Origin of the sequence: Marinobacter sp. EhC06 (assembly GCF_001650915.1) — a bacterium.
GTDB lineage: Bacteria > Pseudomonadota > Gammaproteobacteria > Pseudomonadales > Oleiphilaceae > Marinobacter.
In genome coordinates, this window is sequence record NZ_LXYO01000001.1 from 241729 (window position 1) to 266488 (window position 24760).

General features: G+C 58.2%; 28 protein-coding genes. 4 read left to right on the forward strand and 24 right to left on the reverse strand.

What is annotated here, in order from left to right; all coding sequences use genetic code 11:
• Nucleotides 1–6: 6 nt before the first annotated feature.
• The 22 genes from fliR to A8B84_RS01160 all read right to left on the reverse strand — a co-directional run bounded on the left by fliR (nt 7) and on the right by A8B84_RS01160 (nt 20613).
• Nucleotides 7–792, reverse strand: coding sequence for a flagellar biosynthetic protein FliR (fliR, locus tag A8B84_RS01055; RefSeq protein ID WP_064228805.1), 786 nt, complete (start codon nt 790–792; stop codon nt 7–9).
• Between the two features lie 3 nt (nt 793–795).
• Nucleotides 796–1065, reverse strand: coding sequence for a flagellar biosynthesis protein FliQ (gene fliQ, locus A8B84_RS01060; protein WP_008173075.1), 270 nt, complete (start codon nt 1063–1065; stop codon nt 796–798).
• An 8-nt stretch (nt 1066–1073) separates the two neighbouring features.
• On the reverse strand, nt 1074–1850 hold the full coding sequence (gene fliP / locus A8B84_RS01065) for a flagellar type III secretion system pore protein FliP (RefSeq protein WP_064228804.1): 777 nt from the start codon (nt 1848–1850) through the stop codon (nt 1074–1076).
• Nucleotides 1851–1854: 4 nt separating this feature from the next.
• The gene (fliO, locus tag A8B84_RS01070) at nt 1855–2304 is read right to left on the reverse strand and encodes a flagellar biosynthetic protein FliO (protein ID WP_064228803.1); all 450 of its coding nucleotides are present in this window, start codon (nt 2302–2304) and stop codon (nt 1855–1857) included.
• 1 nt (nt 2305) lies between these two features.
• A complete protein-coding gene (fliN, locus tag A8B84_RS01075) occupies nt 2306–2797 on the reverse strand; it encodes a flagellar motor switch protein FliN (protein ID WP_064228802.1) in 492 nt (163 codons plus the stop codon).
• On the reverse strand, nt 2790–3788 hold the full coding sequence (fliM, locus tag A8B84_RS01080) for a flagellar motor switch protein FliM (protein ID WP_064228801.1): 999 nt from the start codon (nt 3786–3788) through the stop codon (nt 2790–2792). Before fliM ends, fliN begins: the two co-directional genes overlap by 8 nt.
• A 36-nt stretch (nt 3789–3824) precedes the next feature.
• Nucleotides 3825–4334, reverse strand: coding sequence for a flagellar basal body-associated protein FliL (fliL, locus tag A8B84_RS01085; protein WP_064228800.1), 510 nt, complete (start codon nt 4332–4334; stop codon nt 3825–3827).
• Nucleotides 4335–4499: 165 nt separating this feature from the next.
• The gene (locus tag A8B84_RS01090; protein WP_064228799.1) at nt 4500–5678 is read right to left on the reverse strand and encodes a flagellar hook-length control protein FliK; all 1179 of its coding nucleotides are present in this window, start codon (nt 5676–5678) and stop codon (nt 4500–4502) included.
• A 153-nt stretch (nt 5679–5831) separates the two neighbouring features.
• Complete coding sequence (locus A8B84_RS01095) at nt 5832–6179, reverse strand: Hpt domain-containing protein (protein ID WP_064228798.1); 348 nt, start codon at nt 6177–6179, stop codon at nt 5832–5834.
• Nucleotides 6172–7929 carry a PP2C family protein-serine/threonine phosphatase gene (locus tag A8B84_RS01100; RefSeq protein ID WP_064228797.1) on the reverse strand — a complete coding sequence of 586 codons (1758 nt, stop codon included), beginning with the start codon at nt 7927–7929 and terminating at the stop codon, nt 6172–6174. The genes A8B84_RS01095 and A8B84_RS01100 overlap by 8 nt, the downstream gene beginning before the upstream one ends.
• Nucleotides 7930–7953: 24 nt before the next feature.
• Nucleotides 7954–8259, reverse strand: coding sequence for an STAS domain-containing protein (locus tag A8B84_RS01105; RefSeq protein WP_064228796.1), 306 nt, complete (start codon nt 8257–8259; stop codon nt 7954–7956).
• 122 nt (nt 8260–8381) lie between these two features.
• A complete protein-coding gene (gene fliJ / locus A8B84_RS01110) occupies nt 8382–8825 on the reverse strand; it encodes a flagellar export protein FliJ (protein WP_064228795.1) in 444 nt (147 codons plus the stop codon).
• On the reverse strand, nt 8825–10222 hold the full coding sequence (gene fliI / locus A8B84_RS01115; RefSeq protein WP_064228794.1) for a flagellar protein export ATPase FliI: 1398 nt from the start codon (nt 10220–10222) through the stop codon (nt 8825–8827). The genes fliJ and fliI overlap by 1 nt, the downstream gene beginning before the upstream one ends.
• Nucleotides 10203–11096: a flagellar assembly protein FliH gene (locus A8B84_RS01120; protein WP_064228793.1), complete on the reverse strand. Its 894-nt coding sequence runs from the start codon at nt 11094–11096 to the stop codon at nt 10203–10205. The genes fliI and A8B84_RS01120 overlap by 20 nt, the downstream gene beginning before the upstream one ends.
• Entirely contained in the window at nt 11096–12139 is a 1044-nt protein-coding gene (gene fliG / locus A8B84_RS01125) for a flagellar motor switch protein FliG (RefSeq protein WP_064228792.1), read from the reverse strand. Before fliG ends, A8B84_RS01120 begins: the two co-directional genes overlap by 1 nt.
• Nucleotides 12132–13835, reverse strand: a complete 1704-nt coding sequence (fliF, locus tag A8B84_RS01130; protein ID WP_064228791.1) for a flagellar basal-body MS-ring/collar protein FliF — start codon at nt 13833–13835, stop codon at nt 12132–12134. Before fliF ends, fliG begins: the two co-directional genes overlap by 8 nt.
• A 15-nt stretch (nt 13836–13850) precedes the next feature.
• Nucleotides 13851–14219: a flagellar hook-basal body complex protein FliE gene (gene fliE, locus A8B84_RS01135; protein WP_008173058.1), complete on the reverse strand. Its 369-nt coding sequence runs from the start codon at nt 14217–14219 to the stop codon at nt 13851–13853.
• A gap of 215 nt (nt 14220–14434) precedes the next feature.
• Nucleotides 14435–15898: a sigma-54-dependent transcriptional regulator gene (locus tag A8B84_RS01140; protein ID WP_064228790.1), complete on the reverse strand. Its 1464-nt coding sequence runs from the start codon at nt 15896–15898 to the stop codon at nt 14435–14437.
• Nucleotides 15899–15910: 12 nt separating this feature from the next.
• Complete coding sequence (locus tag A8B84_RS01145; RefSeq protein WP_064228789.1) at nt 15911–17155, reverse strand: sensor histidine kinase; 1245 nt, start codon at nt 17153–17155, stop codon at nt 15911–15913.
• 230 nt (nt 17156–17385) lie between these two features.
• Nucleotides 17386–18837, reverse strand: a complete 1452-nt coding sequence (locus A8B84_RS01150; RefSeq protein ID WP_064228788.1) for a sigma-54 dependent transcriptional regulator — start codon at nt 18835–18837, stop codon at nt 17386–17388.
• Nucleotides 18838–18907: 70 nt separating this feature from the next.
• A complete protein-coding gene (locus tag A8B84_RS01155) occupies nt 18908–19237 on the reverse strand; it encodes a hypothetical protein (protein WP_064228787.1) in 330 nt (109 codons plus the stop codon).
• Between the two features lie 17 nt (nt 19238–19254).
• Nucleotides 19255–20613 (reverse strand): DUF1329 domain-containing protein, encoded by a 1359-nt coding sequence (locus A8B84_RS01160; RefSeq protein ID WP_064228786.1) that lies wholly within the window; start codon nt 20611–20613, stop codon nt 19255–19257.
• Between the two features lie 224 nt (nt 20614–20837).
• Here A8B84_RS01160 and A8B84_RS01165 point away from each other — a divergent pair, with 224 nt between their 5' ends.
• The gene (locus tag A8B84_RS01165; protein ID WP_064228785.1) at nt 20838–21350 is read left to right on the forward strand and encodes a DUF6586 family protein; all 513 of its coding nucleotides are present in this window, start codon (nt 20838–20840) and stop codon (nt 21348–21350) included.
• Nucleotides 21351–21401: 51 nt separating this feature from the next.
• Nucleotides 21402–21662: a hypothetical protein gene (locus A8B84_RS01170; protein ID WP_064228784.1), complete on the forward strand. Its 261-nt coding sequence runs from the start codon at nt 21402–21404 to the stop codon at nt 21660–21662.
• Between the two features lie 4 nt (nt 21663–21666).
• Here the strand turns inward: A8B84_RS01170 and A8B84_RS01175 are convergent, their stop codons facing one another.
• Nucleotides 21667–22158, reverse strand: a complete 492-nt coding sequence (locus A8B84_RS01175) for a cell division inhibitor SulA (RefSeq protein WP_064228783.1) — start codon at nt 22156–22158, stop codon at nt 21667–21669.
• A 41-nt stretch (nt 22159–22199) separates the two neighbouring features.
• Nucleotides 22200–22811, reverse strand: a complete 612-nt coding sequence (gene lexA, locus A8B84_RS01180; RefSeq protein WP_192875727.1) for a transcriptional repressor LexA — start codon at nt 22809–22811, stop codon at nt 22200–22202.
• A gap of 210 nt (nt 22812–23021) precedes the next feature.
• Between lexA and A8B84_RS01185 the strand changes: the two genes are divergently transcribed.
• Together A8B84_RS01185 and A8B84_RS01190 are read left to right on the forward strand one after the other, a co-directional pair.
• Nucleotides 23022–24023, forward strand: coding sequence for an amidoligase family protein (locus A8B84_RS01185; protein ID WP_064228781.1), 1002 nt, complete (start codon nt 23022–23024; stop codon nt 24021–24023).
• Nucleotides 24016–24750, forward strand: a complete 735-nt coding sequence (locus A8B84_RS01190) for a gamma-glutamyl-gamma-aminobutyrate hydrolase family protein (RefSeq protein WP_064228780.1) — start codon at nt 24016–24018, stop codon at nt 24748–24750. The genes A8B84_RS01185 and A8B84_RS01190 overlap by 8 nt, the downstream gene beginning before the upstream one ends.
• Nucleotides 24751–24760: the final 10 nt, after the last annotated feature.

The window sequence follows — 24760 nt, forward strand, 5'->3', positions numbered from 1 at the left end:
GAGTCTTTACGGCTGCCCCTGCAATCCCCGCATGAAATCAAAGGTCTCTCGGGTGTACTGATCGAAGTGCGGCAGAAAATTGGCGTGCAACACCCATATGGCAAACAATCCAAAAATCAGGCCAATCGGGAAACCCAGGGCGAAGATGTTCATCTGGGGAGCGGCGCGCGTCATGACACCAAAGGAGATGTTGACGATCAGCACGGCGGTAACCGCCGGCAACGCCAGGAGCATGGCGGAGGCAAACATCCAGCTGATCCGGTGGGCCAGTTCCCAGATGCCGGTCTGCCCCAGGCCTTCCATGCCGATGGGCAGGGTCCGGAAGCTTTCGATAAAGACTTCAAAGGCAACCAGGTGGCCGTTCATGGCCAGGAACAGCAGGGTGATGGTGATCGTATAGATCTGGGACAGTACGGGCACGTTAACGCCGTTGGCCGGATCAACCATGGAGGCGAAGCCCAGGCCCATTTGCATGGCGATCATCTGGCCGGCGATGACGAAGAGTTGCCAGAGCGCAGTGAGCGCGAAGCCCATGCCCACGCCAATGAGGATCTGCTGAAGCGTGATCACTACCGCATCAGCGCTCAGCGCTTCTACTTGAGGCACGGGCGGAATCATGGGTGCGATGAGGATGGTCATCAACAGAGCCAGCCCCAGGCGGATTCTTGCGGGCACCAGTTGGGTGCCGAAGATAGGAATCACCATCAGGAAGCTGGCCAGCCGGAAAAGAGGCCAGAGATGCTGGCCGACCCATTGGCCGATAACGTCCGCGCTGATCTCCGCCGGTATCATCCGTCAGCCGATCAGGTAAGGAATATTGCCGAACAGCCGGTTGGCGTGGTCCAACAGCTGCGTCAGCATCCAGGGGCCCCAAACGATGATAACGATCAGCGTGACCAACAGGCGAGGCAGGAAACTCAGGGTCTGTTCGTTGATCTGGGTGGCGGCCTGAAAGGTACTGACGACCAGGCCGATAACCAGACCGGGGCCGATGATGATTGAAGCAAGGAGGACAATCATCCAGAGGGCTTCGCGCAGGATGTCGATAACGGTTTCCGGAGTCATGACGCCTCCTATATTCCGTAACTGGCAGCGAGGGTGCCCATGATCAGGGCCCAGCCATCCACCAGTACAAAGAGCATAATCTTGAACGGCAGGGAGATGATGATTGGCGACAGCATCATCATACCCATGGCCATGAGCACACTGGCCACCACCATGTCGATAATCAGGAACGGGATGAACAGGATAAACCCGATCTGGAACGCGGTTTTGAGCTCACTGGTCACGAATGCCGGCATCAGTATCCAGAAAGACACGTCCTGCGGGGTCTCGTACTGCGTGTCGGAGATTCGCATAAACAGGGCCAGGTCACTCTCACGGGTCTGCTCCAGCATGAATTTCCGGAACGGCTGGCTGGCCAGCTCGACCGCCTCCAGGGAGGTCACCTCTTCCTGCATATAGGGTTGTAATGCGACCCGATTGGCCTCCTCCAGCACCGGCTTCATGATGAAGATGCTGAGAAACAGGGCCAGCCCAAGAAGTATCTGGTTCGAGGGCGTGGATTGCAGGCCAATGGCCTGACGCAGGATGGCAAACACAACGATGATGCGGGTGAACGAGGTCATCATCATGAGCATGGCCGGCAGGAACGTCAGCGCAGTCATCAGCGCCAGGATCTGCAGGGTTACCGAGTATTCCTGAGCGCCCTCGCCTTCTCCGGGCGTCACCGTGAAAGCCGGTATACCGGGGATACCGGAAGGCTCCTGAGCCAGTGCCAGAGGCGCCCAGATAAAGCCTGCCAATACGATCAGGGAAGGAAGAACTCGCTTGATGGTTGCGGCAAGCATGGGGCTAATCGTTCCTTGTCGGGGAGGTCCAGGATTTGCCGATCATGCCCTGCAGGCGACGGGCAAAATCACCGGAACCGGCGCTGCCGGCCTCGACAACCGGCTCGTCAAACACGTGCAGGGTCCGGATCGCTGACGGGGTAATGCCCAGGAGAATCTGCTGGCCGCCCACCTCAATTAAAGCGATACGCTCCCGGGCGCCGATGGCCATCACCGACACCACCTTGATGGCGTTGTTGTTCATGCCGGTCATGCCGTTCAACCGCCGGATGATCCAGGCGCAGCCATAGATCACGGCAACCACCGCCACCAGACCCAGCCCGAGGCTGACAATGGTACCGAGGGTGTCCGGGGCTCGCACCGGCGAATCAGGCGCAGCCGTCTTTGCTGTTTCCTGGGCAACGACCGGATTGATCACAAGCAGCGCCAGTGCCGCAGTCAGTCTGGACCACATGTTACTTCTGCAACCGCTTGATGCGTTCGCCCGGGCTGATCACGTCGGTGAGACGGATACCGAACTTCTCGTTCACCATGACCACCTCGCCGTGGGCAATCAGGGTACCGTTTACCAGCACGTCCAGAGGTTCCCCCGCCAGCCGGTCAAGCTCAATAACCGAGCCCTGGTTGAGCTGCAGCAGGTTCCGTATCGGGATCTGGGTGTTGCCTACTTCCATTGAAATAGTCACCGGTATGTCGAGGATAACGTCGATATCCGGAGCCGGGCCGCCACCCTGGGCGGGCTCGCTTCCGGTATCAAACTCCTCCATGGGGGCAGTCTGAACGTCATCTTCGGCCTCACCGGTCTCGCCGGCCTCTGCCATCGCAGCGGCCCACTCGTCTTCGCGTTCGCCCTCATCACCGGACTCTTCCATGGCGGCTTCCCACTCGGCAGCCAGCTTTTCATCTTCGCTGAGTTCCTGCTCGTCTTTCTTGTCGTCGTCAGCCATTTCGTCCCACCTTCAATTGTTTCTTTACCTTGGGCACTGATGCCCGCTCATGAATTCGCAGTGCCAGTTTTCCGTCACGAGTACCCAGCGTTGCCTTGTAGATCGGGATTCCATTGGCAGTGACCGTCAGGTGCTCAGGAATCTCCACCGGGATGATGTCGCCGGCTTTCATCTTGGCAATGTCCCGCAACGATATCCGGCGGCGACAGACCGTGGTGTTGATCGGTACGTTAACCTCTTTAATGTCTTCCTGGAGCGCGTTCACCCAGCGCTCATCAATATCGTCGATATCACTCTGCACCCCGGCATCAAGCACGTCGCGAATAGGCTCGATCATGGAATAGGGCAAGGCAAAATGCAGCTCACCACCGCCGCCGTCAAGCTCAATGTGGAAGGTGCTGACCACCACCACTTCACTGGGGCTGACAATATTGGCCATGGCCGGATTGACCTCCGAGCTCAGGTACTCGAAATCCACCTTGAGTACCGCATGCCAGGCTTCCTTCATGTCATGGAACACCTGATCCAGGACCATCTGGACAATACGGGTCTCGGTCGGGGTGAACTCGCGACCCTCGATCTTGGCGTGTCGCCCTTCCCCACCGAAGAAATTGTCCACCAGTTTGAAGACCAGCTTGGCATCCAGTACGAACAGAGAAGTGCCGCGCAATGGGCGGACTTTGCACAGGTTGAGACTGGTGGGCACATACAGGGTGTGAATGTACTCGCCGAATTTCATGATCTGGACGCCGCCGGTGGAGACATCGGCATTGCGACGCATCAGGTTGAAGAGACTGATTCGGGTGTAGCGGGCAAACCGCTCGTTGATCATTTCCAGGGTCGGCATCCGGCCCCGGACGATGCGGTCCTGGCTGGCAAGGTCGTAGGACTTTATGCCGGTATCGTCAGTCTCTTCATAGGTATCAATGTCACCGTCGTCCACCCCATGGAGGAGGGCATCGATTTCATCCTGTGACAACAAGTCCTGCATACGTAGTCCTGCCCCTGAAGTACCGTGGCCCGTGCGCTATTGCACGACAAAATTTCTGAATAACACCCGTTTGATGGCGGGCTCGCCTTCCTGTTCCAGCACCTGATTAACCGTGGTCAGCATCCGGTCGGCCAGGCTGCTCCGCCCCTCGGGCGTCTGCAATTCATTGAAATTGCTGCTCCCAAGCACCGTCACCAACTGGCTTCGAATCAACGGCATATGCAACTTGGCAGCTTCCAGTGCCTGTTGATCTGTGGACTCAAGCGCCAGATAAACCTGGGCATACCGCTGGCGACCTTCCGCCTGAACGGTGGTTACCACCGCCTTGTCTATCAGGTGGTAGCTGCTGGGTACAAATGTTTCCTCTGCGGTTTCGGCCACTTCGCCTTCGTCGTCCCCCATGCCCGGCAAACCGTCGCCAAGGAACCAGAGGGTGCCCACAACAGACAGCACAATCGCCAGGATTACCACCACGACCAGCATGATGATCAGCTTCAGTTTCCCTTTCTTGGCGGGAGCCGCTTCAGATTCGTTATTTTCAGCCATAGTCTTCGATTTGCCAGAAATCCGTCAGAGGAAGCGTTTTTCCGTGACTTTTCAGGATTGGATGCAAAGGGCGGGCCAGAGTACCCAACCTTCCCGTTCAGAACAGCAGTTTAGCGTTGCCGGGAAGGATGGGCAAAGGAGATTGAAAGAGAACTTCGGAGGGTGTCAGGCGAAGATGTCTACTTCGCCTTTCCAGCTCAGATCGAGGCTGCCGGAGCTGACATTTTCATCGTCCTGATCGCCCGCGACCAGCGACGTCGAATCGGCACCGGAACCATCACCGTTTCCGGCTCCCTGCTCGCCGGTCTGCTGCCGTGGCGAATCAGAAACGTCGAAGCCGGCCAATGACAGCCCCTGTTCACCCAACATGTCGCGAAGGCGATGGGAGTGCAGTTCCAGCTGATCCCGGACCACCGGGTTCGCGGAATGGACAGTAATGTTCGCCTGCTCGTTCTGCACCCGCACCTTCACCTCCATGGGCCCCATATCCGGCGGGGTCAGGTGGATTTCCGCAACCGACATGTTACGAGCGGTCAGCCAGCTGAGCTTGCCAACCAGCTTGTCACCCCATTCAGCATGACCAACCGGCACGTCGATGGACGTGGCATAACCTCGCAGAGGCGCAGCGTTCTCGGCTGCCAGTTTGGCCGCGCCATTAGCGCCACTGGCCACCTGCTGGGAGACGAGATCCATGGCAGACTGGAAGCGGCCAGAGCCGAGCAGCGAACCGGAATCCGGGTTTCGACCGGTATCGGTGAGTACCGAAGCCTTCATGGCGTCCGTTAATGTGGCATCGCCGGTTACGACGCCGGCAGAGGCCTGGCCGCTCTGCCCGGGTGTGGACGAGAGAATGCCATTGAACATACCGCCCACGGCTGCAGGCCCACCCGCCGAAGCACTGGCGCCGGCTCCAGGGCCGGTTGCCGACAAGGTCGCCTCACCGGAACGACCGGCTTGCGGGCTCAACCACGACTGCAGCTCGGCGAAAGTCAGTGGCAGTGCAGTAGGCTCTGAACCGGCTTCATCACTGGCAACGCCCTGCTCACCGGATTCCCGAGGCTCGGCCCCCGCGGCCGCGTCGGGCTTCTCGCCAGACTCTGCCCTGGCGTTCGAATCGGCTTTGGCATCCGACGCATTATCCTGGGCGGACCGGGATTCATCAGCAGCCTTTGCATCGGCGTTGCGATCCGCTTTCTGGCGGTCCAGCCGCTTCTGCTCCGCCTGGGAGACAGATTCAAAATCGTTTTTTCTGTCAGCCGGATCCCGGCTGTTTCCGGATTTGGACGGGCCGGGATCATTTTGTGTCCCGGGCGCGGGGGTTTGGGGAAGAACCATCTGGGCCATGGCAACCTCTTGCCGCTTTTATCGCATTGTCGCCCTCACCTTGCCGGACCTGGCCGGTGTTTGGGCGGTTAATCCACTCACTGCGAAAGACAAAGCAATTGTGATGCCAGAGCACACCGGCCCTGCCTTGCCAAAGGCCTGAGTTGGCGAAAGCTATCGAACCAGCATTCCATCCAGGCGCCCAATCACCTGCTCGAATTCCCGGTCAATCTCGTCCAGCAGACCCGGCGCGTCTTCCAGCCGGGACTCTTTTCCGGCCATCTCGGCCTTGAGACAGATTGCGCCAAGCCTGGGAGCACCGATATTGATGCAACTGCCCTTGAAACTGTGGGCCGTCTTCGCAAAGGCATCACTATCCTCAGCCTTCAGGGCTTCCCGCAGCGCCTGGATTCTGTCCCGGGAATCTGCCAGATAGGTCTGTATCAGCACTTCGAACTCATCTTCCATGACGTCCCGAAGCTCAGCCAGTGCCTCCTCGTCCAGATGTGGTTTATCAGTCATCTCGATTCTCCGCTGTTCGGGCGAACTGCCAATCATAAACAATTTCAACATGATTGCCCTGTTCATGAAACCTGATGGTCTCAGCGAGACGTTTCAACAGCAGCAGGCCCCGCCCTGCATAACGCCCGCTCATCGTCGGGGAGATACCAGAGGCCACACTGGGATGATTCCGGAAATCAAACCCATGGCCACTGTCCTCGCAGACAACACGAAGCCGGCCGCCATCCGGTTTCAGGGAATGATGAAGTGTAAACCGGATGTAGTGTCCCTCAACGTTGGCCAGCCGCCGATTGCGCTCGGCATAATAGCGGCCGAAGCCCTCCGGTGAGTGTTTCCATTCAGACGGTAGTTCAAGAACACCATGTTCCAGAGCGTTGTTGTAGAGTTCCGCCAGCAAGGTGTAAATTTCTCCGCTTTTACGCCGAAGACCTGGCACTTCCATGCAGATGTGAAGCAAGAGGGGCAAGGGACTGAACTCGCCGAGAGTCCGCTCCCGGACTTCATAGGTGCAGCGCCACTCCGCAGGCCCGGCCAGGGCAGAGGGCACCGCGCGGTCCGGCAGGCCAGCGAAACCGGCCTCATCCATCATTTCCAGACAGCATAGGGTCAGATCGTCGCCATCTTCAAAGGTACCGGTAAACCGGTGAACCGCGGACATCATGGCGTCGAATGGGTGGTCACCTGCCTCCAGCCGATCAAGCGTTCCAGTGACTCCCTCCTCGCCGAAGACCTTGCCGGCACTGTCAGCAGATTCCAGAAAGCCATCGGTCATCATAAGCACCCGATCACCCGGGGCGGCACCGACCCTTTCGAAATCGGCATTGAACTGATCGGGCGAGAGGATACCGAGTGGCAGGTGCCGCGATGGCAGCGCCAGGTGCTCTCCTGAGGGCCGGGTCAGCCATCCATCGGGCAGACCGCCGTTCCAGATCTGCACCTGATTGAGTTTAAAGTCGGCCTCGATCATGGCGCCACAACAGAACATCCCGGTGGGCAGGATCCGTTTGAGCTTCTGGTTTATCTCGCGCAACACGTCCTGGCCGTTAAAACCTTTGTTGGCCATGCCGTAGAAGATCTCGGCAACCGGCATGGCACCAATAGCCGCCGGCAGACCATGGCCGGTGAAATCCCCCATGAAAATCAGCATCCCGCCTGCGGGCCGTGGCGAGGCGAACAGCACATCGCCATTGAAAATGGACTGGGGCGAAGCGTGATAACGAATGTTGGCGGCATCCAGGCAACCGGAGTGAGCAACGTTGTCGAATACCCGCTTGGCAATTTCCTGCTCTTCGGTCAGCTGTCTGTTCCGTTCCCGGATCAGATCCCGCTGATCCGACAGGGTCTGGTGCATCAGCCGCATCCGGTTGAACGCCTTGATCTTGGCTTCGATGATAATCCGGTTGTAGGGTTTGCCCAGAAAATCATCACCACCTGCCTCCAGGCAACGGGCCAGCGCGCCAGCTTCAGAAAGGGAGGTCAGGAAGATCAGTGGCACCAGCCGCTCGCCGGCCAGAAATTTGATCTGACGGGCGGCCTCCATGCCGTCCATGATCGGCATAAGGGCATCCAGCAGAACCAGATCCGGCGACTCCTGCTGGAATACCGAGACTGCATCCAGTCCGTTGGCCACGTCCAGAACCTCGTGCCCGAGACGCTTCAGGAGTGTTTTGAGGATAAGGCGGTCGCTGTCCGAATCGTCAGCGATGAGTATTCTCAGAGGGCTGTTTTGTTCTGCAACGGAATCATCCATGACTACTCCGGCAGTCCGCGAGCATCAGCGGATGTTGAACAATTGCTCGAAATTGGAGATGGAAAGAATCCGCCGTACATCGTTATTGCAGTTTTCGATCACAATGCGGGCGCTGTCTCCCCCGGCGTAATCCCTGAGCAGCAACAACATACCAAGGGCCGAACTGTCCAGATAGGTGGTGTCCGAGAGGTCCACAATGTAGTCGCGGATATCCGGATCACCGTGCTCGTAGGCATCCCGGAACGCCTGATGGGTGCTGAAATCAAACCGCCCCTCGATTCTGATAACAAGGGTCTGACCGTCATCATCGCGGCGCGTCTGAATCGGCATTCCTCAACCTCCCAAGGTATCAAGAGCAGCATTCAACCGGCGTTCTTCACCGGTCCTTCTTCGGGTAAGGATAGCTGAGTGGACTGATTTTGCATCCGTATTTGCTTGATGCGGAGCAAGATTCAGCGTCGACGGCGGTTAAAGGCCCGCCCGGCCGCCTCGTCCGAGAGCTTTTGTTCGCGAAGATCCTGCTCCTTCTGCTCCTGTTGCCGGCAGGTTTCGATGTACTTTTCCATGCCGCGCCGCCGTTCCCAGGCCTGCTGCCATTCCAGTTTGCGTGCCTCAAAGACCTTTTCTGCCTGGTCCAGCTGTTTCTGCTGCTGCCGGATCACCTGATCCAGTTGCGCGATAAAGGCCTGCCAGGCCTGGAGTCGGGACACCTGCACCACACCCTGCTGACTGTTTCGGATCTGATCCCGGTACTCCTGCTGGTAACGGTTTAGGTTCTGCACCTGTTCGCGCTGCTGTTCAGCCAGCTTTCGGGCCTCTCCCATGCGTTCCAGAGCTTCCTGTTCCTTGCGTTCTTCAAGTGAAAGAACAACTTCCAGCCGCCTGGATCGCAGCATCAGGCGTCACCCCCGCCGGGGCCGGCTGCCGGATTTGGAACCGCCGACTTGCGCCGCTCGGGGGACCGACGTTCCGGCACCACTGCCAGCAATTGCTCAACACTGTCTTTCAGCGGAGCGCTCTCATTAAGCCCCTGCTGCAAAAACTGGCGCATATTGCCTATGTGCGTGATGGCAAAATCGGTCTCGGGATCGGAGCCCTTGACGTAGGCGCCTACGGAAATCAGGTCCCGGGCCTGCTGATAGCGGGAATACACCTGCTTGAACCGCTGGGCCCTGGAAAAATGTTCGGTCTCGGTAACCTGGGGCATCACCCGGCTGATGGACGCTTCCACGTCAATGGCCGGGTAGTGGCCTTCTTCGGCAAGCCGACGGGACAGTACGATATGGCCGTCCAGAATCGCGCGGGCGGCATCGGCGATCGGGTCCTGCTGGTCGTCGCCTTCCGTAAGCACCGTGTAGAACGCGGTGATCGAGCCGCCCCCGGGGCGGCCGTTACCGGTTCGCTCCACCAGTTGGGGCAGCTTGGCAAATACCGAAGGCGGATAGCCCTTGGTCGCCGGCGGCTCGCCCACGGCGAGGGCGATCTCCCGCTGGGCCTGAGCATAGCGGGTCAGGGAATCCATCAGCAGCAGCACCCGTTTGCCCTGGTCCCGGTAGTACTCGGCAATCCGGGTGGTCAGCATGGCGGCGCGCAGCCGCATCAATGGAGAATCGTCGGCCGGCGCAGCCACCACCACCGAGCGGGAAAGCCCCTCCTCACCCAGTATGTCTTCGATAAATTCTTTTACCTCACGCCCTCGTTCACCAATAAGGCCCACCACGGTGATGTCGGCATCGGTGAAGCGGGTCATCATGCCCAGCAACATACTCTTGCCCACGCCACTGCCGGCAAACAGACCGAGACGCTGGCCCTGGCCGACGGTCATTAGCGCGTTTATTGCCCGGATACCAACATCCATGGATTGTCGCACAGGGGCTCGATTCAGCGGGTTGATGATATCGCCGGTAAGCGCAACGCGGGCTTCGGCCTGCAGGGGCCCTTTTCCGTCCAGGGGCTCACCACTGCCATCCACCACTCGGCCGAGCAATTGGGGTCCTACCGGAACGCGGCTGGCGGCGGACAGGGGCACCACCCTGGCACCGGGTTTGAGCCCTTCAATCGCCGTGAGGGGCATCAGATACACCCTGTCATCCTCGAAACCCACCACCTCTGCTTCCACGTTGCCGGTGTTCTGGCCGAAGATCACGCAACGGTCACCAACGACCATGGGGCAGCCGACACATTCGAGGGTGAGGCCGACCATGCGGGTCAATCGGCCGGAGAGCTCAGGTTCAGGTTCGTTACCCAGAAAGCCCTGGAAGCGGTTGAGGCGATCAGCGAGATTCGAGGTCATCACCGTCACCTTCATCTTGCGCCGGCTTCGGGTCGTCTTCGGAGCCCCCGGACTCGTGAGAATCCAGTACCTCTCGATGGAAGCCCGTCAGGTCTTCCATCATGGAATCCAGCTCCTCGGTCTCTCCGCTTTCGCTGTCGTTCATCTGCTGGTCCAGCATGCTCTGGACCGCACGCTGGAAGCGCTTTTCGACGGTGAAATCCACCAGGCTGTGGCGGGTTTCCACCTTGCAGCCACCGGGCAGAATACTGGCATCTTCAATGACGGAAGCGGACGCTTCCAGGCGAGCGGTCACCTCGCGGACCATCTCGCAATCTTCGGGATTTATGTGGATGCGGATGTTCTCGGCGGTGGAGGGCAAAGCCTCCATCGCTCGGCGAACCACATGGCGGATCTGGGAGGAGTCGATGGTCAGTTCACGATAGACCACCGCCCGCGCGAGAACTGTGGTCAGATTGACCAGCGAGGTTTCAAGTTCGTCCTCATGCCGTTTGATTGGCAGCAGCAGCTCACCCATCAAATGTTCGAGACGGTCGAGTTTGGTGTCGATTTCCTTGCGGGTGTCGTCGTAGCCCTGGGTTTTGCCCTGCTCCCTGCCCTCTTCCAGGCCGGTTTCCAGACCTTCCCGGTGCCCCTCTTCCTTCCCGGCTTTCAGACCGTCCTCGTAACCCTGGTCACGTCCCTCTTTGTAACCGTCTTCACGGGCTGCCTGACGGATCTCGTCAATGTCGGCCGCCGTCAGAGGTTTAACCTCCCGCTCCTCTTCCCGGGCTACCTCGTTGCCACGGGCATCCAGCAAAGGCAACTCCCAACGCTCATAGGCAGTCAGCTGCTCCTTGGGAATCCGGTTGACATCTCGGGTGGAATCTTTCATCACATCATTTCTTCGCCGGCACCGCCGAGGGAGATTTCACCGGCCTCGGCCATCCGGCGGGCAATGGTAATAATATCTTTCTGGGCCGATTCAACTTCGCTGACCTTGACCGGTCCCTTGGCTTCAAGATCATCCTGCAGCAATTCTGCTGCGCGCTTGGACATGTTCTTGAAGATCTTGTTCTGGACTTCGTCGTCGGCGCCCTTGAGGGCCACCACCAGCACTTCCGAAGAAACTTCCCGCAACAGCGCCTGGATACCGCGATCGTCCACTTCCTTGAGGTTGTCGAACACGAACATAAGGTCTTCAATGGTGCTGGCAAGGTCCGGATCCATATCCTTGATGGAATCCATCAGATTGCCTTCAATGCTGCGATCCATGAAGTTCATGATGTCCGCTGCCCGCTTGACACCGCCAATACGGCTGGTCTGGGACGCGGCACCGCCGGAGAACTGTTTCTCCAGAATATCGTTGAGCTCCTGCAGCGCCTGGGGCTGGATACTCTCCAGTGATGCCACTCGCATCATGACGTCGAGGCGCACTTTTTCATCGAGGGTGCCAAGAATTTCCGCCGCCTGATCCGGGTCCAGATAGGAAATGACAATGGCCTGAATCTGGGGGTGCTCGTAGCGAATGATGTCACCCACGGCCCGGGGCTCCATCCATTTGAGGGTATCAAGGCCGGTGGTGTTGCCGCCAATCAGGATCCGGTCGATCAGGCTGGATGCCTTATCGTCGCCCAGGGCCTGGGTCAGCATCGTCCGGATGTACTCATCATTGCCGACACCCAGACCGGTCTGGCCGCCTACGGCATCAACAAACTGGTTCATCACGTAGGTGACTTCGTCCTTGCTGACATCCTTCATCTGGGCCATGGCCACGCCCACGCGCTGAACCTCCTTGGGCCCCATATGCTTGAGGATCTCAGCCGCGTCCGCCTCGCCCAGTGACATCAGCAGGATCGCAGCCTGCTCCACACGCGGAATTTTCCGCTGTGGCTTCTTCGGCTCACCGCCACCCTGTTGATTGGCTTGCTCAGTCATCGACATTCACCCACTGGCGCATTACCTGTGCGACCCGCGCCGGGTCCTCGGCAATCAGACCTTTCAATGCGTTCAACTGCCTATCATAACCGTCTGTGGCACCCGGCAAAAGCAGATCATCCTGGGCGGACATGGCCTTGCGCAATTCATCTCCGCCCTCGATATCGTCAAGGCCACCGTAACTGCCGCCGCTACCGGAATCCAGGCCGCGCTCACGCTGACCACCGCCCGACAGGCTCTTGAGTGTGGGGCGCAGTAGCCCTAACACGAGCACCAGAATCACCAGGCCTGCCAGCACCTGTTTCATCAGGTCCCAGAACCAGGGCTGCTCCCAGAATGCCGGGGCTTCGAATTCGACCGTTTCTTCCGGTGCAAAAGCGGTGTTCATCACGGTAACACTGTCTCCCCGGGCGGCAGAATAACCCACCGCGTCCCGCACCAGCATGCTCAGGCGCTGCAGTTCCTGCTCAGGCCAGGGCTCGTAGCTGACTTCGCCAGTCTGGGGATCGACGACTTTCATATCATCCACTGCAAGAGCGACAGTCACCCGTTTCACCCTTCCCAGCTCCTGGCGTCTGTAGCTGACCGTGCGATCCATTTCGTAGTTGCGCGTGGATTCCCGACGAACATTTACCGGCGCGGGAGCGGCCCCCTCGCCATCGCCACCAGCAGCCTGCTCGGGCACCGTCGCATCGGCCGGGGGCTGGTTTGCCAGTGCACCGGGAATGCCGCCCTGGGCACCGGCAGCACGCTGTTCTGTAAGCTCACGCTCGCTGCGGACCGCCTGTTGTTCCGGATTGAACAATTCCTCTGCCTGCTCTACCGAGGAGAAGTCGAGATCTGCGGAAACTTCGGCGCGATAACGGCCATCCCCCACAATCGGTCCAATCAAGGAGGCCACCCTGCGGGTCAGGCGCTCCTCGACTTTGGCGGTGTATTCATACTGGTCGGCCATCTGGTCCGCACTGCTCTGACTCTCCTTGCCAGTCAGCAGATTGCCGTTCTGGTCGACAACGGTAACGTGTTCCTTGCTCATCATCGGAACGCTGCCGGCAACCAGATTTACAATGGCGTTGATCTGTTCCTGTTCCGGACGACGGCCAGCAAAGACTTCAAGAAATACCGAGGCAGACGGGTCGCGGGCATCGCGGACAAATACGGAGCGCTCCGGGATTGCCAGGTGTACACGGGCATTCCGGACGCCACGCATGCTGGCAACGGTGCGGGCAAGCTCACCCTCAAGCCCGCGTCGGTAAGAGATGGTTTCCATAAACTGGGACGTGCCGAGACCTCGTTCCTGGTCCAGCAACTCGTAGCCCATGGTTTGGCGGTCCGTGACGCCCTCTGCCGCCAGCTTCAGCCGTGCGTTGTAGACCTGATCCGAAGGAACCAGTAATGCGCCGGTGCGCGGATCCATCTTGTAGTCGATGCCGTTGCTTTCGAGGATGGTGGTCACATCCTGGGGGTTGTAGGAGGAGAGATCACCCACCACAGGCTGATAGTTCGGCTCCTGGGCCCAGAGTACAACGGCCAGGCCCAGCGCTACGCTGGCGGCAAGCCCCACCATCAGGCCGATCTGGCGCAGCAGGTTGAGGCGGTTGAACCCCATGAACAGGTCGCTACGGCTCTCTGGCGCGTCGCCCTCCCGGGCTGCCGGCATGTTGGAGGCGTTGGTTTCTGCAGGTACGCTGGCCATGACTCTGCTCCGTTATCAGATCGGCATGTTCATAATGTCTTCGTAGGCCCGAACCACCCGGTTACGTACCTGGGTCAGTGCTTCGAAGGAGACAGAGGATTTCTGGGCGGCAATCATCACACGAGTAATGTCCACGTTCGGGTCGCCCATATCGTATGCGGTTCGTAGATCCCCCGCGGTTTTCTGGAGGTCGTTCACGTTGTTCACAGCATTGCTCAGCATGTCATTAAAGCTGGGCGTCTCCTGAGTTTCCTGAACCTGGCGAGGGCCGTCTATGCGGCCACGAACCGATTGATCCTGTTCGACCCGCTGGTTCTGCATCATCTGGGAACGCAGGGACCGGATATCGGACAAAACACTGTTAATGTCGGCGCGTTGAACCATAACTCTCTCCTGGCTCCGCCCTCCCCGGGACGGCATTGCTCTTGGGGTGCTGTTAGTCCCGGTAAAGCAATTGGCAGGCCAAGTAGTTTTTAATATTAAATATCATACAGTTAGAAAACTTCCTCCTGATCCGGAAGAAATCACTGACGGACTTTTGACGACATAAAAAATGGCACCCCGAGGGGTGCCAATGAAGGAGTTCGTCTTGCAGGGGGTCAGACCAAGGCCATTTCGGCGTCCAGATCGATTCCGGCGTCGCGCATCTGGGCCAGCTTGTAACGCAATGTCCGGGGGCTGATCCCCAGCTGCTCTGCGGCCCGATTGCGACGCCCACGCTCTTTCCGAAGTGTCTGGATAATAATACGGAATTCCTGCTGCCTCAGATCATCTCCCAGCGAAACCGCGCCTTCAGGCTCATCTACGTGCCCATGAGGCGGCTGATCGTAGGTGGAAATACCGGAGTCTGAAATGCCCGCCGCGTCCGCGGTGTTGCCACCGATTGCGGGTGGCGAAGCCGGCTCCGCGCTGCGAAGGTCCGGTCGGCCGGTGATGCCCAGCTCCAGACACAAATCGCCCGAGTGAATGACATTGCCCTGGTGCAGTACCAGGGCTCGCTGAATGGCGTTATCCAGCTCCCGGACATTCCCCGGCCATTGATGATTCATCAACGCGCTTTTTGCGTCCTGGCCAAAGGTAATACCGGTCAGCTTCATTTTTCGGCAATGCTTTTTAAGCAGCGACGTGGCCAGCGGCATGATATCCAGCGGACGCTCCCGCAGCGGCTGCCAGTGCATCGGAAACACCGTCAGGCGATAGTAAAGGTCTTCCCGGAATTTGCCTTCGCGAACGTAATCCGCCAGATCCCGGTTAGTGGTCGCCACCACCCGGACATCCAGACTGATGGTCTTGCGACCGCCAACCCGCTCCACTTCCCGTTCCTGCAAAACCCGCAACAGCTTGGACTGGAGCCCCAGATCCATCTCCGAAATCTCGTCCAGAAGAATGGTGCCGCCGTTGGCCTGCTCGAATTTGCCCGGCGAAGAGGCAACGGCACCGGTAAAGGCGCCTTTCTCGTGACCGAACAGAATGGCCTCCAGCATATTCTCCGGGATCGCCGCACAGTTGATGGCCACGAACGGCTGATCAGCCCGGGGTGACTGCTGGTGAATAAAACGGGCAAGCACTTCTTTACCGGTTCCGCTCTCACCGGAGATCATGACCGTCGAGTCGCTGCCGGCCACTTTGGTCGCCAGCTGGAACATGCGCTTGCTGATCGGATCCTCGGCCACTGGCTCATCGCTGGCTTTTTCACGTCCGCCGCCAACAATCTTGCTGACAGCATCCACCAGGAACCTTGGCTCGAACGGCTTGACAAGGTAGTCGATGGCTCCGGCCTGCATGGCAGAGACCGCATCGCTGATCTGGCCATAGGCCGTGATCAGCATCATTGGCAGCCCCGGATACAGCCGCTGTACCTCAGCCAGCAACTGATGTCCTGACAGACCCGGCATGTTGACATCGCTGACCACCATATCCACCGGGGACTCTGCCAGTCGCTCAAGCGCTTCGCTGGCATTCGACGCTTCCCGCACCCGAAATTTTGCCAGTTCAAGGGTGGTTACCAGCGCTTCCCGCAGGTCATGGTCGTCCTCAACAATCAGAATCTGGGCCTTAGCCATGGTTGCCTCCGATCAGTTTCTGTTACGTAATTGCGGTAGCCGCAAGGTAGCGATGGCGCCGCCCTGGTCCGGCGACTCAATAGAAAACCGCCCCTGATGCGCCTTGATGACGGCTTGCACTACCGCAAGACCGAGCCCCGTGCCATGGGACTTGGTTGTGTAAAATGCTTCTGTTAACCGCGCCGCGTCCGAGGACTCGAAGCCCGGCCCGTTATCCACAACGCGAATGACCAGCTCGCCGGTTTCTTCGGTTACCCGAACAGCAACATGGGTCGCGCCGGCTTCAAGACTGTTATTTACAAGATTGGTACAGGCGCCTACGAGGGCGTCCCGGTTGCACATGAGACGACAGTCGCTGGAGATTTCATTCTGGAGCCTCACTTCTGCCCCGGGAGCCGGCTTCAACCCTTCCACCGCTGAAGCCAGCGCCGAAACCAGCTTGCCGGCAGACAGCTCCTCCGCCAGCCGGGTTTCGCCCCGGGCGAAAATCAGCATATCCCGCACTTGCTGCTCGAGGTGGGTCAGGCGAGACATCAAACGAGAAGCACAGCGCTGTCGCATTTCCTCGTCGAGATCTTCCTGGCTAAGGTGACCGCCATAAAGGATAGCGGCAGACAGCGGGGTGCGAATCTGGTGAGCCAGGGATGCGACCATCTTACCCATGGCAGACAGGCGCTGGGCGTGTGCCAACTGCGCCTGAAGATGCCGGGTTTCTGTCAGGTCGGTCAGCAGAATCAACTGGCCGGGCTGGTTTTCCATGGTCCGGATCTCAATGCTGACCCTGCGACCATCTTTCAGAGATACTTCGTGGCCGTCGTCGCGCCGGGGCGCGAAACAGCGATGGATGACATCCACCCATCGGGCGCCATCCAGGGGTTCTCCCAGAAGCGCAATGGCCGCCGGATTCGTCTGCGTCACCACGCCCTGGCTATCCAGAACGACAACGCCGGCAGGCAGTGCGTTCAGCAACGTAGACAGGCGGTCTGCCAACTGCTCTTTCTCTTCAAGCTCCTGCTGGCGCTGAAGCGATTCCTGGTTCAGTTCGCCGGAGAGCTGGTTAACCCGCGACTCAAGGGTTCGGTACGAGTCAGTAATCTGTCGCGACATCCGGTTGAACAGTTCCAGGGCGGAATCCACCGCCGCGTCGTCCTGCTCCGGAAACAGGGCCGTAACCTTGTCGTTTACATCCGCCGCAGCGTTGGCGTTGGCTTTCGCGCCGCCAGCGCCGGACTGAAGAACAAACTGTGCCTGACTCATAACCTGACTCCCCGATCGGCCCTTCAGTTCGGACCCAATAGTTCGGATACTTCGTTTGCAGGTCGTTAAGCCAGCACCGTGCCAACTTCATTTTTTCTATATATTTCAGCAGGAAAGAGAATCCAGAAAGAGAGGGATGACAATTTTACGTCGGTCAGAAATGGATACGGCGCCTCAGGTTACGAACCTTTGACGCCGTTTAATGTGCTTCAGAATCTGGAAGATCCAGCTCAGGATTCCTCAGATTCCTCTTCCCGTAGCCCGTACTTGCGAACCTTCTCTACCAGAGTGGTGCGACGGATCCGCAGCTTCTCGGCGGCTCTCGCCACTACACCGCCGGCTTCGTCGAGTGCCTGCTGGATCAGCTGCTTTTCAAGGTTGGAGAGGTAATCCTTGAGGTCGATACCGTTCACCGGCAGCAACGCCGGGGCATCCAGACCCACCAGACCGGGAATACCGGAAGGCATCCCGGTGTCCTCAACCGGACGGTTCTCATCATAGTCATCAACGTAACGGAATTTTTTGGGCAACTCCTGTACGCCAATCACACTGTAGGGATGCATGATCGACAGGCGTTCGACCAGATTGGCCAATTCACGCACGTTGCCGGGCCAGTCATGGCGACACAGGCTCATGATCGCCGCCGAATTCATCCGCAGCGAGCCCCGCTTCTCTTTTTCCATCCGGGAAATAAGCTCGTTGATCAGCAGAGGAATGTCTTCCACCCGATCACGCAAAGCGGGCATCTCGATGGGGAACACGTTCAGGCGGTAATACAGATCTTCCCGGAAATCTCCGGACTCGATCATGTCTTCCAGATGCTTGTGAGTGGCGGCAATGACCCGAACATCCGCCGACTGGGTCCGATTACTACCCACCCGCTCGAAGGTACGCTCCTGCAAAACCCGAAGAATCTTCACCTGCATGTTGAGCGGCATGTCGCCGATCTCATCCAGAAACAGAGTGCCACCCTCGGCCATCTCGAAGCGCCCTACCCTGGCCGTGATGGCACCGGTGAAGGCGCCTTTTTCATGGCCGAACAGCTCGCTTTCCAGAAGCTCCGCCGGAATGGCGCCACAATTGACCGGAACGAATGGTTTGTCCCGCCGGGAAGAATGGTAATGCAGGTTGCGGGCGACAACTTCCTTGCCGGTACCGGACTCACCGGTAATAAGAACGCTGACGTCCTTGTCCGCCACCTGCTCCATCAGCTGGCGTACCTGCTGGACTTTTCGGCTGGTTCCCACAAGGCTGCGAAAGAGCTGAAGACCGCGCTGCTGGCCGCGCTCCCGGGAACGGCTGAACTGGTCCCGGTAAATCTGGGCCCGGTAGAGGGAATCAACAAACTTGGTGTAATTGAGCGGCCATTCCATGCGCGCAATGATGCGCGCGCTGGCATCAACGGACAGGCCCTTGAGTTCAGGATGCCCAACAACCAGCAACGGAACTCCCTGAACCGCATTGCTCACAACCGTAATGGCCTCGGTGGCGCCAGGATCCTCTCCGTTCACCACCGCGACTGCGACATCTGAAAGCCTATCCTCGTCGCCGCTGTTCAAAAGTGCCCTGGCTTCATCGCCGGCAAGGACCTGCTCCTCGCCGATGAACTCAAGAATGGTGACCATGTCCCGCAATCTTGAATCATCCTCGCTCAGCACCAGCACTTTGTTATTTTTAGACATTCAACCGAATCTCTTGAGGGATTTGTGCGGTATTTAAGACTGTAAGGACGACAGAGTCAATTTTATGACGCTATTTTGGTCGATTCGAAGAGACGTTCTGATAGGCCTTTGCTGCGCTCCGATTCCGGTTTACTCCCTTGAGACCATCTTCCGCTTCCCTGCGGGCAATTCGGGCAGATTCATCCGCTGCGTCAATAAACTGCTGCAACTCCTGCAAGCGGAGCCTCACCGGCTCCGCCTCGACCTCTCCCGCCTCCAGGGCAGCCATCAGGGGCTCGACTGCCGGCTTCACCTTCTCGTTGAGACTGGTCATCGTTTCCCAGTCTTTGTCTGCGAGAGCACGACCAAGATCGGCCATCAACTGGTCGAGATGATCGAGGTGAGTTTGCGGGTCTGCCATGTCGGTCTCCTTGGGAATCAACGGCGGGCAGCACGACGGGCGGCTGAGGCAGTAAATTCACTGCCCCGGAACCCGGGACTGAAATCATACGCCGGGAAACCATCATCCAACCCATCAATGTAGTAACGCTCCGCCTTCAGGTCGTAGGTCATCTCCATGGTAGTCCAGAAAACCGGCTCACTGTAATAGCTGATGTTGTGGGCCTCGGACACACGCCACAGGTTTCCGTCCGCATCGTATTCCTCGGAGGCCAGAATCTGCCAGCTATCTTCATCCACGTAGAACACGCGCCGATCATAGATGTGGCTGATACCAGTCCGACGTTTCGCTTCCACCACCCACACCCGATGAAGCTCATACCGGGTCAGCTCCTGATTGATATGGCCCGGACGAATCACGTCATCGGCTTCCACCTGAGGACCGTGCAGTTTGTAGGCATTGTAGGGTACGAACAGCTCTCGCTTGCCTTTCAGTTCCCAGTCGTACTGGTTAGGCGCACCGTTGTACATATCTTTCTGGTCTACCGAACGCAGTGACGATGAATTCGGCAGGTCGGTCTCGTAGGCCAGGTTCGGCGATCTGCGGAGCCGGCGGGAGCCGGAATCATACCGCCAGGCCAGACGCGGCGACCGCACCTGATCAAGGGTTTCGTGGACCAGCGTAATGGTGCCAGCCAGCGACGACGGCGCAATGGTGTCTGTCTTCAGGTAGAAAATCTTGTTATCGATTTCCGCCAGTTCCGCTCCTTTCTGGCTGTACGCAAAAAAGTAGTCGTAATCATTGATCACCGGGTTGTAGGAGCCATCCCTCTGGGGCGTCGCAGATGCACTGCGCAGGGAAATCTCTTCGCCCCGGTAACGCAGGATGTGGTTCCAGATGACTTCCAGGCCGTCTTTTGGGATTGGGAACGGGCTGGTCATGATGGTGTCGCGGACGCCGTTACCGTTATCCAGCAACTGTGCTGTCAGCGCATTCTCACGAAACTTGTCATAGACATGCTCCGGAAACGCCGCCGTGCGGCGAGTCTGGTAAACAGGCATGAAGAAGTCAGGCCCATACTTTTCCAGCATCGCGATATGGCCATCTGAGAGCTTGTCCCGGTACAGGTCAAGATTGTCGGAGGTTATGACAAAGAGGGCCTCATCTCCCGGAAAGGGATCTATTTCAACCTGGCCCTTGCGCCAGCCCGCCGGAGGTGTGGCAAGACCTCCCGTCCACTCTGGAATGCTGCCTGAACGGTTGCCTTCCCTCTCGGCTCCAACCGGCGTGAGGTCGCCACCCAGCCGCTCGGCTTCGGCGGTCGTGACTTTGGACAGAGCCTGTCCGGAAAAACCGAGAAAAACCAGGGCGACACCTGCAACGATGTGGCTTCGCATCCCTTACACCTCCAGAAATTCATGCTGTTGGGTAGCCGCAACGATCAGAACTCGCACAGCCGGGCGCCTTTTTGCCAAATTCAAACGGTCGTTTCAAGTGAATGTTTGTATTTTATTGTGAAACCTGTCTTCACAGACAGTTGAAGAAATTTGCCACCGAAAATGGTATAGTGGCGAATTAATTTTCCGGGGTTAAACCCGCGCTGGGGGATTGAAGGTATTCCATGGCCTCGCAATGGCACTCACTGGTTTCGCAAAAACTCTTTCTCGCCCGCACCCTGCTGGGGCAACTGGACCGGCCAACCGTCGAGGCTGAAGGGCAATCTCCTAACGAAGCAGAACAGGCCTTGCGTCGGGAGGCAGCGATTCAAGGAGCGATTGAACTCCTCCTCAGGTCCCGGAAATTATTGCTGGTGATGATCGCCAGGTTGTACCAGAAAAAGTCCGAAGAACCTGCAACTCTGGATGAACTGGCCTCTCTGATCGGACCGGAACCGAATGAAATAGGTCGGCTGAGAGAGCTGGAACAGCGCTCGGGAAGCTGGTGGAACCACATGGAACAACTGGAACGCTCACAGAGCCGACCACCGGCGACCAAAAAAACCGTCAGCGCGGAGAACATCATTGCGGTGTCCGCCGATTCCGGCCCGGATCGATCCGCGACGGCGTTGCTGAAAACACTGAATGCCGTCAAACATTTTGCCGACGATCTGGAAGACCAGCACAGCGAGTGGTAAATCACTCCAATCGCCTGCTTTCCAGATCGTATTAACTTGAAGGTTTACTGAATGTCACCATCGTTTTTTGAAATCGTGCAACTGACCAACGGCGATTACGCCCTGCGCCGCATTGATGATGACAGTGCGCCGCTGGTAAAGATCTCTTTCTCGGAAGAAGCCCGGGAAATGATGGAAGACCGTGATATGTCCGTCGCCAAAGCAATGATCGCCGCAGGCATTGAGGCTGTGGGCAATGTTGCCCACGATATCGACTGGGAAGATGACGATTTGGACGCTTCAGACGCCCAGCCCTCCTACACTCTCCACTGAGCGACTAACGCTGCCTGAGAACGACCCCGTGGCTGCTGCCTTCGGCAGAAGCTTTTTGCAGGGATTCCAGGGCAGCTCGACCCAGTTTACGGGTCCACATGACCACCGCATGGCACGTACCCGCGCTGAGGGCTCGCTCGGCCAGCTCCTGAGCTGGATAGTCCGGTGTTGAACGAAGCACCAGCAACTCGCCAGCCACGATTCCATGCATTTTTTGCCACTTGCTGACCAATGCCTGAGGCGGGTCGATCCAGGCCAGCCAACGCTTTTCCTGGTTCAGTTGGGTCAGCATGGGCAACAGCAGCTGGAAGTTTTCTACCTGGCCCTCCGGCAGGATAATTTCCGTTACGTTGCCGGCGACCTTGGCTTCGGTGGGTTCCGGAGAACGTCGGGCGCGAATGACAGAACGTCGCTCGCGGGCGGCGGTTGCCGGCACTGAACAGGACAGAGCATTAGGATTGTAGGCCAGATTCTGATTAAAGCTCATTTGTTCCATAATTCACCCGTTTTCAATCTATCTGAGGCTATCCGGACTGATCAGTGCAGATCAGAGCGGCGGATAACACCGACACCCAGACCTTCGATGAACAATTCCTGCTCTGTCAGGTCTACTTCGATGGGTTCGAATTCTTCGTTCTCGGCAATCAGGTAGACTTTCGAGCCTTCCTTACGGAAACGCTTTACCGTGACCTCATCGCCAACCCGGGCAACGACCACCTGGCCATTGTGAACATCCTGTGTGCTGTGCACCGCCAGCAAGTCGCCATCAAGAATGCCAATATCCTTCATGCTCATGCCCCGAACCCGCAACAGGTAGTCTGCCGAGGGCGAGAAGAACTCAGGCCGGAGAGTGCAGTGATCCTCAATGTGCTCCTGGGCGAGGATCGGACTACCGGCCGCAACCTGCCCGATAACCGGCAAACCCAGATCTTCTTCAGCCTCAGGCAGACGGATACCGCGGCTGGCCCCGGGCACCATCTCGATGGCCCCTTTACGAGCCAGCGCGCGAAGATGCTCCTCTGCTGCATTGGCCGAACGGAAACCCAGTTCCGCCGCGATTTCAGCGCGAGTTGGCGGATAGCCGGTCTCATCGACGTATCGGCGTATGATATCCAGTACCTGTGACTGCCTTGCTGTCAGCTTCATCAAGCTACTCCGCTATATCGGGGCCTGGGCCGGAATTCGCTTTCCGGAAAAACCGCACCGGGCGCCCTGTTTTTTTATACAGTAAACTGACTATATACAGTGTTTTATCCAGTGTAAAGTCAGGCCCATGATTTTCTTGCATTCGCTTAACGATGATGATCTCCAGCCCTGTGATATGGTTAACGCACGAGTCCTCACGAATCAGGGAGCACCATGACCCAAGCCAGTGCCTGCAGGATGCCTGACATCCTGAAGACAAACGAAGGGAAGGAACGCCGGGTTGGCGTCGAGATCGAGCTATCCGGCCTGGGCTACGATGAGCTGGTCACATTGGCCGCCAAACTATTGAAAGGTACCCCGGTACTCCAGTCACGGTACGTGACAGCACTGCAGACAGAACTCGGCGAATTCACGGTGGAGCTTGATTCCGACCCTATCAAGGATCTGGATCTGACCGATGGGCGACTTCCTGAATCGATCAGGGAACTGGGTGGCCAGGCGATGGATGTGATTGATGCGGCCGCAGAGCGTGTTGTGCCCCTGGAAATCATCAGTCCACCCCTGCCATTTTCCAGCCTGGATGCCATCGAATCTCTCGTTGACGACCTCAGGAAGGCCGGTGCGCTGGGCAGCCGGGATGCCATCTATTTTGCCTTCGGACTGCAGCTGAACCCGGAACTGCCGGATCTCAGCCCGGAGACATTGGTCCGCTACTTTCAGGCGTTTGCTGCGCTGTACGACTGGCTCAAGCACCGGCATCAACTGGATGTCAGCCGCAAATTCACGACCTACATCGAACCCTGGCATGGTCGCTACACCGAGCTTCTGATGGAAGATAACTACCAGCCAAATCTCGGCGAGCTGATGGAGGACTACCTGGAGTTCAATCCAACCCGCAACCGTGCGCTTGATCTGCTCCCGCTCTTCGCCCATCTGGACAGGGAGCGCCTTGAACGCCATGTTCAGGACCCGAGGATCAAGAGCCGGCCAACCCTGCACTACCGCTTGCCGGATTGCGACATCGATAATCCTGACTGGCATTTTTCCACCGTGTGGAACGATTGGACCGTACTGGAGCAACTGGCCAACAATCCGGACGACCTGGCCGACATGCGGCGACTGTTCCGGGAGCGGCGGAAACTCAACCTGCATAACCTGACCCACAGCTGGCAGGAAACTACCGAAGACTGGCTGGCCAAGAACGGGTATGTCTGAACAGCATTCGGAACAGGAGCTTGAGGTTCCCGGCCTGACCATCGGCATCAGCGGCCCCGCCCGCAAAAGCCTGGCCCATCGTCTGATCAGCCTTGGACTGCGTCTTCACGGCGCCCGTACCCATTACATTCGTCCCGGATCACGGGTAGCCGTAGCCATGCTGGATGGCCTGGTACTCTCCGGCGGCACCCATGTCCATCCAGAGCGATACGGCCAGGAACCCCGGGTTACCGCTCACTATGACCGCAAACGGGATGCAACCGATCAGTCGCTGCTTGAGCAGGCTGAGGCCATTGGTATTCCCGTGCTCGGGATTTGCCGCGGTGCACAGTTCATCAACGTTTTTCATGGCGGGTCGCTGTGCCAGAACGTGACACCGCTGAGGTTCAATACCCGACATCGCCCGTTGCTATTGCCCCTGCAAACCGTGCGTCTGGTCACGCACAGCCGGCTTGAACAAGCGATGCGCTCGCCGGTGATCGGCGCCAACCGGATTCACAGCCAGACAATCAAGCGCCTGGGCCGGAATCTGCGTGTGACCGCCGTGGATAATGACCTTTTCGTACAGGCCATTGAAAGCACAGGAGGCCAGTGGCTGACAGGTATACAGTGGCATCCTGAATATCTGCTCTACCATGGTGGGCACCGGCGCATCTTTGGCCAGTTCGTGGATGCCGCCCGCCGATTCAAACTGGCCCGCCTGGAGCCGCAAACCGGCGATGCCTGATAATCTAACT